Source organism: Streptomyces sp. PA03-6a (assembly GCF_033792765.1).
Taxonomy (GTDB): Bacteria; Actinomycetota; Actinomycetes; order Streptomycetales; family Streptomycetaceae; genus Actinacidiphila.
Window position 1 is genome coordinate 1 of the sequence record NZ_JARAVK010000242.1, and the last position, 13699, is coordinate 13699.

The 13699-nt window shown below is 72.8% G+C and carries 20 protein-coding genes; 3 read left to right on the forward strand and 17 right to left on the reverse strand.

The genetic code is table 11. The features are described 5' to 3' along the window. A partial coding sequence (locus tag PV350_RS37415; RefSeq protein WP_500337923.1) for a D-alanyl-D-alanine carboxypeptidase family protein occupies positions 1 to 1051 on the forward strand: 1051 nt, incomplete at its 5' end. Between the two features lie 30 nt (positions 1052 to 1081). Here PV350_RS37415 and PV350_RS37420 read toward each other — a convergent pair. The 9 genes from PV350_RS37420 to PV350_RS37460 all read right to left on the reverse strand — a co-directional run bounded on the left by PV350_RS37420 (position 1082) and on the right by PV350_RS37460 (position 8317). Further along, a complete protein-coding gene (locus PV350_RS37420) occupies positions 1082 to 1342 on the reverse strand; it encodes a hypothetical protein (protein WP_499513576.1) in 261 nt (86 codons plus the stop codon). A gap of 5 nt (positions 1343 to 1347) precedes the next feature. Then, positions 1348 to 1539 (reverse strand): hypothetical protein, encoded by a 192-nt coding sequence (locus tag PV350_RS37425; RefSeq protein ID WP_499513575.1) that lies wholly within the window; start codon positions 1537 to 1539, stop codon positions 1348 to 1350. Beyond that, positions 1536 to 2390, reverse strand: coding sequence for a peptidoglycan-binding protein (locus PV350_RS37430; protein ID WP_500337924.1), 855 nt, complete (start codon positions 2388 to 2390; stop codon positions 1536 to 1538). The genes PV350_RS37425 and PV350_RS37430 overlap by 4 nt, the downstream gene beginning before the upstream one ends. A 122-nt stretch (positions 2391 to 2512) precedes the next feature. Then, positions 2513 to 3163 (reverse strand): hypothetical protein, encoded by a 651-nt coding sequence (locus PV350_RS37435; protein WP_500337925.1) that lies wholly within the window; start codon positions 3161 to 3163, stop codon positions 2513 to 2515. After that, positions 3160 to 3453, reverse strand: coding sequence for a hypothetical protein (locus tag PV350_RS37440; protein ID WP_499513572.1), 294 nt, complete (start codon positions 3451 to 3453; stop codon positions 3160 to 3162). Before PV350_RS37440 ends, PV350_RS37435 begins: the two co-directional genes overlap by 4 nt. Next, on the reverse strand, positions 3446 to 5854 hold the full coding sequence (locus tag PV350_RS37445) for a hypothetical protein (protein ID WP_500337927.1): 2409 nt from the start codon (positions 5852 to 5854) through the stop codon (positions 3446 to 3448). Before PV350_RS37445 ends, PV350_RS37440 begins: the two co-directional genes overlap by 8 nt. Next, positions 5841 to 6671 (reverse strand): hypothetical protein, encoded by an 831-nt coding sequence (locus tag PV350_RS37450; RefSeq protein ID WP_499513570.1) that lies wholly within the window; start codon positions 6669 to 6671, stop codon positions 5841 to 5843. Before PV350_RS37450 ends, PV350_RS37445 begins: the two co-directional genes overlap by 14 nt. Positions 6672 to 6764: 93 nt before the next feature. Further along, the gene (locus PV350_RS37455; protein ID WP_499513569.1) at positions 6765 to 7754 is read right to left on the reverse strand and encodes a hypothetical protein; all 990 of its coding nucleotides are present in this window, start codon (positions 7752 to 7754) and stop codon (positions 6765 to 6767) included. 29 nt (positions 7755 to 7783) lie between these two features. After that, on the reverse strand, positions 7784 to 8317 hold the full coding sequence (locus PV350_RS37460) for a hypothetical protein (RefSeq protein WP_499513568.1): 534 nt from the start codon (positions 8315 to 8317) through the stop codon (positions 7784 to 7786). Between the two features lie 125 nt (positions 8318 to 8442). Between PV350_RS37460 and PV350_RS37465 the strand changes: the two genes are divergently transcribed. Continuing rightward, positions 8443 to 9126 (forward strand): VWA domain-containing protein, encoded by a 684-nt coding sequence (locus tag PV350_RS37465; protein WP_500337930.1) that lies wholly within the window; start codon positions 8443 to 8445, stop codon positions 9124 to 9126. 68 nt (positions 9127 to 9194) lie between these two features. On the opposite strand, the gene PV350_RS37470 is transcribed toward PV350_RS37465, so the two are convergent. The 5 genes from PV350_RS37470 to PV350_RS37490 form a co-directional block, all read right to left on the reverse strand. Then, positions 9195 to 9845, reverse strand: coding sequence for a hypothetical protein (locus tag PV350_RS37470; RefSeq protein ID WP_500337932.1), 651 nt, complete (start codon positions 9843 to 9845; stop codon positions 9195 to 9197). Between the two features lie 15 nt (positions 9846 to 9860). Next, on the reverse strand, positions 9861 to 10196 hold the full coding sequence (locus PV350_RS37475; RefSeq protein WP_500337934.1) for a hypothetical protein: 336 nt from the start codon (positions 10194 to 10196) through the stop codon (positions 9861 to 9863). A 65-nt stretch (positions 10197 to 10261) separates the two neighbouring features. Further along, complete coding sequence (locus PV350_RS37480; protein ID WP_499513564.1) at positions 10262 to 10552, reverse strand: hypothetical protein; 291 nt, start codon at positions 10550 to 10552, stop codon at positions 10262 to 10264. A 104-nt stretch (positions 10553 to 10656) separates the two neighbouring features. After that, a complete protein-coding gene (locus PV350_RS37485) occupies positions 10657 to 11217 on the reverse strand; it encodes a phage tail tube protein (RefSeq protein ID WP_499513563.1) in 561 nt (186 codons plus the stop codon). A gap of 81 nt (positions 11218 to 11298) precedes the next feature. Then, on the reverse strand, positions 11299 to 11703 hold the full coding sequence (locus PV350_RS37490; protein WP_499513562.1) for a phage tail termination protein: 405 nt from the start codon (positions 11701 to 11703) through the stop codon (positions 11299 to 11301). A gap of 302 nt (positions 11704 to 12005) precedes the next feature. Between PV350_RS37490 and PV350_RS37495 the strand changes: the two genes are divergently transcribed. Next, positions 12006 to 12443: a hypothetical protein gene (locus PV350_RS37495; protein WP_499513561.1), complete on the forward strand. Its 438-nt coding sequence runs from the start codon at positions 12006 to 12008 to the stop codon at positions 12441 to 12443. Between the two features lie 79 nt (positions 12444 to 12522). Here PV350_RS37495 and PV350_RS37500 read toward each other — a convergent pair whose 3' ends face one another. The 3 genes from PV350_RS37500 to PV350_RS37510 form a co-directional block, all read right to left on the reverse strand. After that, positions 12523 to 12738, reverse strand: coding sequence for a hypothetical protein (locus PV350_RS37500; protein WP_499513560.1), 216 nt, complete (start codon positions 12736 to 12738; stop codon positions 12523 to 12525). After that, positions 12735 to 13430, reverse strand: a complete 696-nt coding sequence (locus tag PV350_RS37505) for a hypothetical protein (RefSeq protein ID WP_500337935.1) — start codon at positions 13428 to 13430, stop codon at positions 12735 to 12737. Before PV350_RS37505 ends, PV350_RS37500 begins: the two co-directional genes overlap by 4 nt. Positions 13431 to 13468: 38 nt before the next feature. Next, a partial coding sequence (locus PV350_RS37510) for a hypothetical protein (protein WP_500337936.1) occupies positions 13469 to 13699 on the reverse strand: 231 nt, incomplete at its 5' end.

Here is a 13699-nt window from a genome sequence, read left to right on the forward strand (position 1 = left end):
GCACGGGGTGCAGGTGGCGGTGGGGGCGCCGAGGCTGCCGGAGACGAACTCCCTGTCGTGGATCGTCGCGGACGCCGACTCCGGTGACGTGCTGGCGTCGTACAACGCGCACCGGCAACTGCCCCCGGCGAGCACGCTGAAGATGCTGTTCGCGGACACGCTGCTGCCCCGCTTCGGCCGGCGGACCCGGCACGAGGTGACGCACGCGGACCTGGCGGACATGGGAGCCGGGAGCAGTCTGGTCGGGATCGAGGCGGGGATCACCTACACGGTCGAGCAGCTGTGGCTCGGGGTGTTCCTGCGGTCGGGGAACGACGCGGTGCACGTGCTGTGCTCGATGAACGGCGGGGTGGCGAAGACCGTCCGGGAGATGCGGGCGCGGGCGCGGGAGCTGCAGGCAAACGACACGTACGTGGTGAGCCCGGACGGCTACGACACGCCCGACCAGCTGTCGTCGGCGTACGACCTGACGCTCTTCGCGCGGGCGGGGCTGCGGAACCCGGACTTCAGGTACTACTGCCGGACGCAGGTCGCGCGGTTCCCCGCGGAGAAGGGCGCGACCTTCGAGATCCAGAACACCAACCGCCTGCTGGGCGACTACGACGGCATGATCGGGGTGAAGAACGGCTACACCACCAACGCCGGGAACACCTTCACGGGCGCGGCGGAGCGCGACGGACGGACGCTGCTGGTGACCGTGATGCACCCGGAGTCGGGGTACGACGAGGTGTACCGGGAGGCGGCCGACCTGCTGGACTGGGGGTTCGACGCGGTGGGCCGCGTGGAGCCGGTCGGGGAGCTGGTGCCGACGCTGAGCCAGGTGCGCGCGATGGCCGGGGGGCCTCCCGGCGAGAGCCGCGGCCCGCGGCCCGCGGCGGCGGGGGACGCGTCGAAGGGTTCCTCGTGGTTCGGACCGGCCGTGGAGACCGTCCTGGTGGCGGCGGTCGCGGCGTTCGTCCTGGCGATCAGGCGCCGCCCCCTGCCGCAGCGGGCGGCGGCGGCCCGGGGGGACGCCGGGCGGCGCGGGCGCGGCTCGAGCCGCGCCCGCTGAGGTCGCCGTCCCGCGGCCGGGGTACGCCGCTCACCCGGCGAAGGTCCCGTAGGCGGCGACGACCAGCGCCAGCAACCCGGTGAGCGCCGCCACGGCGGGCAGCGGCCAGCGGGAACGCTCCAGCGCCTCGATGCGCTCCTCGTGCTCGCCCAGCACCTTGTCGGTCTGGTCGGCGCGCTGCAGGAGCAGGGCGAGATCACCCCGCGTGGTGGCGAAGCCGACGTCGACGGAGCGGCGCAGGCGTTCGAGTTCGAGGGCGACCCCGAGGGCGCCTTCCTGATGCGTGGTCATCTGCCTCACCGCCTCAGCCAGGAGGGCAGCAGCCGCTCCACGGCGTCGAGGGACATCACGCGGGTGACGGCGGCCGCGACGGCGAGCACGGTGCAGGCGCCCGGCCAGGCCGCGTCGACCAGCAGCGGCGCGGCGGCGGCGAGGGCGACGCCGGTCTGGACGAGGGTGCGGACGGTACGGCGGTCGGCGTCGGTCATGTGGTCTCCTTCCTCTTCGGGACGTGCAGTCCGTCCCAGCTGGTGCGGCCGGGGATGCCGTCGGCGTCCGCGCCGCCGTAGCCGAGCCTGCGCTGCCAGGCGGCGTAGGAGCGGCGGTCGGCTTCGGTCCACTCCGGCCCGGGCCCTTGCCGGTAGCGGCCGCAGCCGACGGCGACGAGGCGCCGGCCCATCGCCGTGACGACGTCGCTGCGACGGCCGGGCCGGAAGAAGGCGGCGCCCGGGAAGGGCTCGTACGTCCGCGCGGGCGGGGTTCCGAGCCGTTTGGCGACGCGCTCCCGCATGGCCGGCATCGGGAAGCTGGGATCGATCTTCCGTCCCGTCCATTCCTTGTGCCCGATGATGTGGCCGGCGCTCCAGCCGTGCACCCGGCACAGGGCGACGGCGGTCCTCTCCACGGCCGCCAACTGGGCGGCGGGGTAGGGGTCGTGGCCATCGCCCAGGTTCTCGATCTCGAACCCGTAGAAGTGGGCGTTGCCGTCGACGGCGTCGGCACCGGGCTTGGCTGGCAGCGGGCGGCCGGCGCGGACGGCGTCGTACACGGCGCTCGAACCGCTGCCGGCGTGGTTGGTGCGCCCGTACCCGACCAGGTGCACGGTGCCGTCCTTGGCGATGACGCCGATGCACAGCGGTCCTGGCAGGTCGGCGCGGCCGGTCCGGCACATCGCCACGCTGTCCCGGCCGGCGGTGTGATGCAGCATCACCCCGTGCACCTGGCCCCAGGCGGCGACGGCGTTGCGGTTGTGGGTGCGCCAGTCGCCGTGTCCGGCGACGGTGACGCCTTCGGCATCGAGAGCGGCCAGGAATGCCGTCGCGGAGACGGGTGTGGCCATGGTTCCTCCTCTGATCGGTGGGACGGTGGTGGGACTGGGACTGGGGACGGGGACGGGAACGGGAACGGGGAAGCCCCGGGCCGCCGTGCGCACGGCGGCCCGGGGCTCGGGGGCGGACGGTGCTACAGCAGCGGGTCGATCCGGATGAAGCGGGTGTCGAAGCTGGCCGTGCTGGACGCGTTGCCGGAGCGGTAGGCGGGTGTGGCGGTGTAGCCGGTGCCCGCCGTGAGGCCGGTCACGAGGAACTGGCTGGACGACGAACCCCGGCCGGTGTTGGTGACCAGTGCCGCCCGGTCGTCGCTGGTGGCGAGGAACACCGCGTTGTCCGAGGCCCTGCGGACCGTGGCGGACATGTAGGAGCTGTACGCCCCCGAGCTCCACATGTAGGCGCCCACCGTCACGATGACCTGGCCGGAGGCGGGCACCGTGAAGGCGGCCGCCATGGGGTCGCCGACCGCGTCGGTCAGGGTCTCCGCGTAGGTCGTCGAGTTCGTGGTGCCGCCGTCCACGTTCACCCGGAACACCGGGACGGCTCCCACCGGCGCCCAGACGGTACCGGTGTACTGCACCAGCCGGCCGGGGGTCGTCAGCCAGGCGACCATGCCGGCCACGGGTGCCGTGACCTTGGCGTCGCGCGACGCCGCGTCCGCGAAGCGCATCACGGTACGGCCGTCCACGCCCTCCGCGAGCGCCCTGAGGTTCGCGGGCAGGTCGGCGGCGTCGGTGGCCTGGGGGTAGGGGAGATTGCTGATCGGGGTGTACTGCGTGCTCACGCGGTCGCCTCCGCTGCGGGCTCGGGTACGCCGCCGCCTTCGGCGGTGTACGGGGACGGGGTGGCTTCCTCCTCCTCGCCGGGGCCGTGCGGGGACGGCGGCTCCGGCGGCTCCGGTTCCCCCTCCGGCGGCGGGCCGTCGCTGACCGTGACGGCGACCGGAAGGTCCGGTCCATGGTCCGCACCGACGCCGAGGTATCCGGCGAGTTCCGTCGTCACCGTGTCGGCCAGCTGCTGGAACTGAACGTCCGTCAGGGTGACGGGGGCGGCTCCGGGGGTGTCCTCAGGCATGGGTGCCCTCCTTGATGTCGCGCCAGGTCCGGCCGCCGGCCTTCACCTCGGCGAGGGTCGGGTAGGCGGCCGCCACCTGGGCGTACGTCTGCCACACCTCCGTCACCGGCGCCGCCGGGACGTCGGGGGTCAGCCCGGAGTCCGCGGGGACCCCGTTGGGCACGGTCCCGCGCAGGGTCAGGGTCTGCCGCACCCCGCCGGCAGCCGTCGCCGCGGTCTTGATCCCGGTGACCCAGGCCAGGGTGTCCAGTCGGGCGCCGCTGGTGTCGACCAGCCGCACGACGTCGCCGAGCTGGATCCGCGGGTCGGGGAGCACCTCGACGTCGCCGATGACGGGGACGGGGTACTCGCCGGCCCTGCGCATGGCGTCGGCGAGCGACTGCGCGCCCCGCAGGTCCTGCACCCAGTCGGTGGCCTCGGCGGAGTACTCCTGGCGGCCGTAGAACCGTTCGCCGGCGCTGCCCGCCACCCAGGAGGTGGCGAAGCGCTCGGCCGGGTCGTCGGCCGGCTTGAGCGTCTCGAGGTGGACGGAGGGCTCGCCGGTCTTCGTGACGGTGTAGAGCGTCTGCGCGCTGCGGTTGCTGAAGCGCACCACGAGGTAGCCGTCCTCGCGGCGGGTCAGGACGTCGACCGCGCCCTTGACCGCCGTCGCCCCGGCCGCGGGCGAGGTCGCGAAGCGCACCGAGGACCCGGAGGTGGTGACGGAGTCGTCGTCGGTGAGCGGCGGTCCGATGTCGAACTCCTCCTCGGCCATCACGTAGCTGACCGTGACGGACCGGTTCGCGGGGATCTCCCGGATGGTGCTGTCGTCGTAGACGGTCCCGGTCGCCGCGCCGGTCTTGGACCAGTCCTTGGCGGGCTGGACGCAGTAGTTCCGGCAGGCGTCGATCTCCTCCGTGACGGTCAGCGCGGCGATGTCCCGCACGGTGGTCAGCGTGAGGTCGGCCGCCGTGGGGGGCTGGGCGAACCGGGTGTGGTTGCGCCAGCGGAAGACGCCGTGCTCGTCGAACTCGGCGGTCGCCATGGTCGCCTTGGCGATCTGCGTCAGCACGTCCCACTGCGAGCCCGAGATCCGGGGGACGGAGACCAGCGGGAAGACCGCGTCGTCCAGGACCGCGCCCTTGGTCCAGGTGCCGGACTGGCCGAAGACGGCGGCGGCCGGCATCGCGGCCAGTCCGGAGGTCACCTGCAGCGACTCCACGGCCACGGTGGTGACCAGCCGCACCTGGTCCAGTTCGGCGGACTTCTGGATGCCGGACGGCTGGACGTACGTGGCCGCCGTCCCCAGCAGCTGCGTTCCGTCGGGTGCGGTCAGCCTCGGCTGCACGGTGGGGTACACCGCGGTCCCGGTGCCCGCCGTGTCGAAGAACGCGCCGATGTGCCAGACGCCCCGCTGTGTCCTGATGGCCGGCCATGACCACTCGAAGTACCAGTAGCCCTGGTCCGAGCCCTCGGAGTAGAGGCGGACGGTGCCGGCGACGAAGTCGACGACCAGGCGCAGGGTGCCCGTCGCCGATCCCGTGCGGTTGAGCTGGAGGTGGATCTCCACCGTGTCGCCGATGCCGACGGCGTTGTTGACCCACGCCTCGGCGAACAGCCGGCTGCCCGGCACGGTGACGCGGCTGCGCGGGAACCAGGAGGCCGTCAGGCCCGTGGTGCCCGGCTCCAGCCCGGTGGGCACGAGCGCCATCTCGTGGGGCGCGTCCTGCCTGGTCCAGGTGTAGTTCCGCGGATCGGGCAGCACTTCCGGCTGGCCGTAGGGCGTGGTGAACCCGCCGTGCAGCGTCGCGTGGACGAGGGTGAGCGGCTGCCCCTCGACGAACTCGGGGTAGCGCGCGGGCGGGGAGCTGTGGAGTCCCGCCTGCCGGAGGAGCTCGTCCACGCACCAGGTCGCCGAGGACAACGGGCGCTTCCGGAAGAACCCGATGTACGGCTTCGGCAGGACGGCGGGGCCGCGCAGCCGCTCGGCCCCGTCCAGCGCGGTGACCTTGACGGTGTCGCTGCCGGAGGCCGCGCTGCGGGCCCGGACCGTGCCGCGGAAGGCGGCCAGGTCGTTCCCGCCGAGCCCCGCGGCGTGCACCACGGACTGGCCGGGACGGACGAGGTCTCCCGTGCTCCTGGGCGCCCACGGCGAGTACAGCTGGGGCCCGGACCGGTCGGCTCCGCCCTGCAGGTGTTCGTCCGGGGAGACGGCCGCACCCGAGATCTCGAACTCGGCCTGGGCCGAGGCGCTGCCGGAGAACGCCCGCATCGCCTCCGGCAGGTCGGTCGCGTACGACCGGTCCACGCTCCACGACTGGACCTGGGCGCCGAGGTCCTTGCCGCCGAAGCGGGTGGAGTGGGACGTGGTCCGCTCGCCCTGCGCGAGGGCCGCGCCGAGCGCGTCGTCAGCCCGCTGCACCGGCCACCTCCACCAGGTCGATGCTCACGCCGCGGTACGGCAGCGGCTGGGACGGCACGTCGCTGTACCCGGTGACCGCCATCGCGGGGCAGCCGTCACCGGGGACGCCGTCGGCGGCGCCGTCGTCGTACGACAGGCAGGCCCCGGCGAGGGCGTACGTCCCGGCGGCCCCGGGCTTCGCGCAGGGCGTCACGAAGGCCGCGCCCGCCGGCACGGTCCCCGCCACGTAGGCGCCGTTCGCCGACACCGACGACAGGTAGGCACCGGCGGCGTTCTTGAAGTCGAGGTTCACCGCGCACGTCGGCAGGGCGGCGATCGCCGTGGAGGCCCGGAAGGAGATCCGGGTGCCGGGCGCGACGGGGTGGCTGCCCCAGTAGCGGTGGCGCCAGCCGACCTTCGCGGCGGTGTCCGCGGCGGTGAAGGCGAAGACCCCGGGGGAGGCCGGTTCCGTGACGCTCCCCGTTCCGGTGCCCACCACCGGGAGCCACTGGCCGAGCCCTGTGCTCCCCGGCTCCCCCCGGCCGGCCGCCTGCAGCGCGTCCAGCATGTTGGCCGCCGCCGGGTCGAGCAGCGCGACCGGCCCGGCGCCGTCGGTGCGGCGGGCCAGCCGGTCCAGCACCCTGGCCTGCGCGGGCTCCAGCGTGTCCCAGCTCAGCTTGGTCCGGCGGTTGGCGCGCGCGTTGCGCACGACGGTCACCCGGCCGCCGAGCGACGTGAACTCCGACACGCCGAGGTCGGCGCTCCGGTCGAAGCTCCGCGCCGCGCGGTCGATCTCGTACAGCGAACCGGGCGGTCCGATCCACAGGTTCCTGCCCATGTGTCACCTCGTCTCTTGCCGTGAGGGCATGAAAAAGGCCGGCGACACGGTCGCCGGCGTCGAATCCGCAGGAAGGGCGGGAGGGGGCGCGGCTCAGCGCCGCGCGAGCTGCCGGTTGCCCAGGGCCACGGCCCGCGCGATGGTCTGTGCGTCCACCTGGACGACGACGGGCCGCTCCGCGAGCTTCTCGACGGCCGCCGCCAGCCGCGCCATGTGCGCCGGCGACCCGCCGCCCGTGCCGAGCATCCGCTCCAGCCTGCTGAGCGGGATGACCGCCTCGGCCTCGCCGCCCTCACCGACCACCGCCAGCGTGCCGCCGCTCCGGGCGGGGACGACACCGCCCTGGGCGAGGGCGGGGATGTTGGGGATCTGCGGGATGTGGATCGAGAAGGACTTGCCGCCGATCACCGGCACCCAGCCCGGGATCGACACGTGGACCCGGTTCAGCGCGGAGATCATGTAGTTGATGCCGCTGATGTACGCGCGGGGCAGCGCGGTGAAGGCGTTGATGATGCCCTTCAGCACGGACTTGATCGGGCCGGCGTGGGACTTGATGGCGCCGAGGATGGCGTTCCAGGCCCACTTCACGCCCTTGGCCAGGGCGGCGGACACCTTGTCCATGTTGATGAACTGGGAAATGACCGGCGCGAGCAGTGCCATGACGAGCCCGAACGGGTTCGCCGCCATCGCGAGGTTGAGCCCCCGCTGCGCGAGCGAGGCCCCCTTGACCCCCTTGCCGAGGCTCCCCATGGACTTCCCGCCGCGGTCGGCGTTCTTGCCCGCCTTCCCGACGGACTTCTCGACGGCGTCGGACTGCCGCTTCACGTCGCGCAGGGCCTCCTCGGCCTTGCCGGAGGAACCCTTGAGCCTGTCGAGGGAGGTCTTGAACTTGTCCGTGCTCCCGCGGGACTTGCCGAGGGCCGTGTCGGCCGTGCCGAGACCGGTGCGCAGCCTGCCCACGGCGCCGCCGGCCGAGTCGGCACCCCCCTTGACCCGGTTCATCGCCGTCCCGGTGCGGCTGAGGGAACTCCCCAGTCCCGCGAGCCGGGCATCCACACCGGCAATGGCCTGCTTCAGATTCATGTCTGCCTCAATTCCGTTGTGCCGTGCGATCAGATCCCCGCGAGCGCCTGGCTGAGCCCCTGCACGGAGCTCCGCAGCTTGTTGAACTCCTCGCGCTTGGCGCCCCGGGCACCGAGGTCCGCTCCCTGGCCGATGCCGCGCAGCCGGGTCCTGAGGTCACGGACATCCCTGTTCGCCCGGTCGGCCGCCGCCTGGGCGCTGGAAATCGCCTGGTGCTCCGATTTGGCGAGGAACATCCGCCGTAGACGGTCGTCGAGTTCCCTCTGCTTCTTCTCGTCCTTCGCCTGCTCCGCCGCCTTCACGTTGCCGAAGGTGATTTTCTGAACACCGCGGACGCTGAGTCCCTTTTCGTCGATCTTGACGAAGCTGTAGTCGACCTTGAACAACTGCGCGGTGGCCGCCACCACTGCGACGGCAGCCTTCAGCCCCTCGACGTCACCCTTGATTCCGGTCATCGAATGACTGATTCCGGTCGTCGTGAGACTGATGCCGGTCAGGGCCTTCTTGATTCCCTCCGTTTCCTTGCGTACGAAGTAGAGGTCTTTGTCCACGTCAAAGCCCATGCGAACTCCTTGAGTCCTGGTTGCGTCGACGTCGGGCGGCGTCATAGCCTCCCGACATGGCTGGCGGAGAGCTGCGTCCACCGGGAAAGGGCTCGAACCCCCGCAAAGGGGTTCTCGCTGCCTCCATGGCCACCCGGATCAGCAGGACGAAACGGCATCCGGCCCGAGTCGTCCTCGCCCTCCCCGGCGCACACCGCCATCCGTTCGAGACCGGCGTCATCGCCGATATGGCCCGCAGAGCCGCCACGCTGGGCGGATTCCTGGCTCCGGGGACGGGTGTGGACGTCTGGTTGTACACCTCACGGGCGCACCGCCTTCCGGAGCTCCGCCTGCCCCAGGCCGCGGGGTGGATCGCCGACTGGGCGGTGCTCCCACGCGAGCCGCTGCTCTCCCGGGACGCCGCGCCGGGCAATCTCCTGGCCCGGCACGCGGAGCGCTACGAACTCTTCGGCCCCGAGGACGCAGCCGCGGCGATCCGGGAGATCTCGCGCAGTCTCGGCACGGACGACGGCCCGGCCCTCGTGCTGTTCTTCGTGTGGGGATTCCACTCGGAGGGTCCCGGCTTGGCCGATCAGCTCGAAGCGGCATCCGGTGGGAACGTCTTCTGGCAGTTCGTCGGCGACACCGGCATGGGGTCGTCCGTCCTCGACCGTCTGGACACGCTGCGGGCCGAAGCACCGCACATCTCCAACCTGGACCTGTACCAGGGATGGGACTCGATCCAGGAGACGCCCGAGTACCTCTTCTTCCGCGGCGTACTGAAGCCGTTCGTCCGCTGGCGGAAGGCCCGTCCCCGGACGATGAACTGAGCGTGTGGCAGGGCCCGCCGGAGACAGGGCGACCGCGCGACCACGCGCCACCGCGGACCACGCCGGCCTCACGCCGTCTCGTACGTACCGCTGACGCGGATGAAGCTCCCGCTCGAGAACGCCGTGCCGAACACGCCGCCGCTGCCGACCTGGTTGAGGTTGGACGCGCTCGTCGAGCCCGGCGCCCACACGGTGAAACCGGTGGCTCCCGACGTGGCGGCGAGCTGGCCGCTGACGAATGCGCGGCCCGCGGAGTTGGAGGCGTTGCCGGCGAACTGGACGAGGGTGCCGGTGGCGCCGGCGGTGACGGGGAGGCCGAAGGTGTAGGCGCCGCTGCCGTTCGTCGTGGTGGAGCCGAAGGTGAGGTACAGCTGGAAGTGGCAGGTCCTGCCGACGAGGGCGTAGCGGCCGGCGATCGTGCCGTCGCCGATCGCGGGGTTGGTGGTCGCGGCCGTCCAGGTGGGGGTGTAGGCGTTCCAGACGCCGAGCCCGGCCCAGGCGGTGCCGGTGTGGTGGGTGAAGCAGCCGGGAGCGGTCAGCCAGACGAGCATGCCCGCGGCCGGTGCGGTGATCTTTGCGTCCCGCGTCGCCGCGTCGGGGAAGCGCAGGACGGTACGGCCGTCCGCCGCCTCGGCGAGGGCCTTCACGTGGGCCGGCAGGTCGGCGTTGTCGGTGGACTGCGGATACGGGAGCGCGCTGAGCGCCGTGTAACTGGTCACGGATGGATCGGCCCCTCAGGCGAAGAAACGGATCAACTGCGCGGGCGTGGGGTTCCCGGGAACCGGCGACGGCTCCTCGTCCCCGCCCGGACCGGCCCCGCCCCCGGGGCGCGGGACGGGCTGGGGGTACTCCAGCGCCTCCGCGTCCTCGTCGCGGTTCACGGTGGCGAACATCCAGTTGGCCTCGGCGAGGTGGTCGACCACGTTGGCGAGCAGGTGGTCGCCCACCGACCAGTCGGCGGCCTCACCGTGGACGCGGCGCAGGGTCGCGCTGTCGCGTGGCAGGTGCCGGACCAGCACCGCGAGCCGGCGGGAGGACAGCCGGCCGCGGTGCCAGTCCAGCAGGTCCACGCCGTAGTGGCGGAGCAGGTCCGCCTCGAGCGCCTCGGCGTGTTCGTCGACGAACCCGCCGAGGCTCAGCCTTCCCCCAGGCCGAGCCCGGTCTCCTTGCCGTAGGCCTCCAGGATGGCCGCGATGTCCTGCATCGTGACCTCGTGGCGGTCGAAGCGGTCGAACTGCCGCTCGCCCAGCAGCAGCTGGAGCAGCCCGTCCACGTCGTTGTCGTCCAGGGCCCGCAGCTCGCGGGCCGTGGAGCGGGTGAGCTCGGTGGGGAGCTCGAAGGTGTCACCGTCGACGGTGAAGGTCCAGGAACGGCCGAGCGCCTCCAGGCGCTGGGCACGGGCGGCGCTGACGTCGAAACCGGCCATGCTGCATCCCCCTCTGAGATGGGTGGGTGGTGTACCGGGACTGTGCGGAAAGGGCCCGGGGCCGGTGGCGCGGCGCCACCGGCTCCGGCGGTCGGACGGGGTGTCTACGCGTAGGAGGCGTCCTTCATGAGGATCGTGGCCAGCGGCTTGACGTCGTCCACGGCGAGCGCGGTGAAGGTGACGCCGAGCTTGACCGAGGAGGTGCGGTTGAGCGTGATCTCCTCGGTCTCGGTGACCTGGCCGCGCGGGATCACGAAGCGGTAGGTGACGTTGGCGCCGTCGGTGAACTCGATGCCCATCGCCTTCTCGTTGAACTTCGGCGCGCCGGCCAGGTCGTACTTCCACTCCGTACCGGAGGCGGCCACGGCGTCGCCGCCCATGAAGAAGGGCAGGGTGTCCTCGTTGAGCTGCAGCAGCTGGAACTTCACGCTCAGGTCGCGGTCGGAGTAGATGAACCGCGCCGGGCTGACGGACTGCCAGGTCTCGACCGGGTCGAGCTTGTCCTTCTTGTTGAACTTGATGCCGTCGGGCGAGGTGTAGCCGAGGTCCTTCCAGGCGGCCGCCCAGGCGACGACGGTGTCGGCCGGGGCGGCGGTGCCGACGGGGGCGACGAGGATGCGGCCGGTGCCGGCGACGCGGATCTCGGAAGAGTTGTTGCCTGCCATGCTGGACTCCTTGTCGGGGATGCGGACATGACGAAGGCCCCGCCGGACGGCAGGGCCTGATCAGGGGTGGACGTCGGACGCTCAGGCGGGCCGGATGTACAGCCGCGTCGTGGAGTAGTAGCGGTTCGCGGCGGCCCGGTTCCAGTCGGGCAGCCAGCGCGGGCCGTCGGCCTCGACGACGTCGGTGACGACGGCCGTCCCGTAGGTCGTCGCCCGCAGCGCCTGCACGGCGGACCGGGCGGACAGGGCCAGGGTGTGGGCGGCCGTCTTGGTCGGGCCGTAGACCTCCAGGTCGACCAGCGGCTGGTCCAGGTGCGCGTCGTCGATCCAGGCCCCTCCCGCACGGGAGACCAGCACGACCGGCTGGGTGCCGTCGAAGCCGGCGGGCGCGGCGTTGTCGACGGTCGCTCCGGTCAGTTCGGGGCGGGCCTTCAGGAAGTCGACGACCAGCTTCTCCACATCGGGGAAGACGGGTGGACTGGGCAAGGGTTTCTGCTCCCTTCGGACGGTGGCGGCGGCTTCGCGGTGCGAGCGGTGGGCCGCCGTCCAGCACGAAGCGGCGGTCCGTCACCCGGTCCCGGGCACAGCTCCGCCGCTGCATCCATCGTGACTGATTGCGCTCGCGCTCGCAACTTGAATCGCCTCCGCAATGGCTGGATCCGTGGCCCGAAGCGTGCCTCCCGAGGATTGGCGGCACCCGAAAGTGGTGAACACGTGTGTGAAGGACGTCTGGGTCCGGCGACGCTCGACCGCCGCTCGGCACCAGGGGGCAACGGGGAGGGAGTGCCGTGCCAGGCACGGAGGACATGCACGAACCGGTGGAGCACCGGGCGCGGGAGCGCACGCAGGAACACGCACAGGAACAGGCCCGGCCGGCCGCTCCGCCGGCCGCCCGGACGCTGACGGAGGAGGAGGCCCGAGGGCTCATCGAGGAGATCGTCCAGGCGTGCCTGCCCGAGGGTCTCGTGGCGGTCACCCGCTCCCACCTGGAGGAAATCACTCTCCGCGCCTACACCCACGGCTGGCAGGACGCGATGGGCCAGTACGAGGAGGAAGCGGAGACGGAGCGGGAGGACGGCGTCGCCCGTCCCCGGCCGGGGGAATTTCCGCGACTCGTGAGCCCGGCGCCCGACACGGCGTCCGCCCCGCCGGGACCGGCGCCGGCCCCCCGGCCGCGGCGCCCGCGCCGCCCGCCCCGGGGTCTGCCGGGGGCGGGCATGACCTGACGCCGGCCGGTCCCCGGACATGACGCAGCCCCGCGTACCTCCTCGGGTACGCGGGGCGATGCAGGGAGTTGTCGTGACGTCAGGCGCGACGCGTGGGCGCTTTCCGGCCACGCGCCACCCGTTCGGCGGCGAACACGTCCTCCAGCCGGTACAGGCTCGCCCGGCCGCTGCGGCCGGCCGCGGCCAGGTGCCCGAGCTGCACCCACTTGCGGACCGTGGCCGGGACGACCCCCGTCTCCCGCGCGGCGGACTCGCCGTTGATCAGCGTCGGGCCGGGGTACCGCGCGCTGTTCACACGGCCTCCCGGTCGACCAGGCCGGCGATCGCCGCGGGATCCAGGGGAAGTTGCCCCCATGCGGTCTCGGCCCAGGTGTGACGGTGCGCGGGGTCGTCCGCGCAGCCGCAGTCCTCGTCGGTGCAGCGGCACCCGGGGTTCACGCAGAGCACCGCCCTCCGGGCGGGCAGGGCTCGCAACGAGACCGAGTCGCACCAGGGGCAGCGTCCGTCCACCCGGACCAGGACCTCGGTCTCCCCCAGCACCGAACCGCAGCGGCGGGCCATGCGGCGGCATTCGTCGAGGACGTGCGCGGCCAGGACGGGATGCTCGGCGACCCGGTCGAGCAGGCCGGCGATCCGGCCCAGCCGCTCGGGGACGGGGGCGCGGCGGGCACGGCCGAGGCCGAGCTTGTCCCGGACGGCCTCCTCCAGTTCGACGACGCCGTCGGTGATGTCCCGCAGGGCGTCGGACACATGGAGTCGCAGCGGTGCGGCGCCCCCGCCGAGCACCCACTCGCGGTCGGTCCGGTCCTCCCGGTCGCGTTCCGCGAGCGACCGCAGCGCCTGCGGTGTGAGGGGGTCCCTGGACGCGGCCGAGGAGCCGGGACTTCCGGGAACGAGTTCGCGGACGAGCTCGGGGAACTGGCGCCGGAGGATGTCGAGCCACCGGACGGCCCGGGCGGTGTGCTCGGTGGCGAGGTTGCAGGTCACTTGACGATTCCTTTCGTTGCGGACGGCGGTCCCGGGACTCACGCGGACAGGCCGGACGCCGGCGCCGGCGCGATCACCCGGCCGTTGCGCCACAGGCGGCCCGCGCAGACGCCGTCGAACCAGCTGTGCTCGGGGTCGACGACCTCCTCGCACACCGCGCGGATCGGGCACCGGCCGCAGGCCAGCAGCGCCGGCAGCGCCTCCCGGGCGTGCCGGGCGAAGACCACGGAGGGCGGTAGACCGGCACGCCCGGGAGGCGCTGCCGGCGC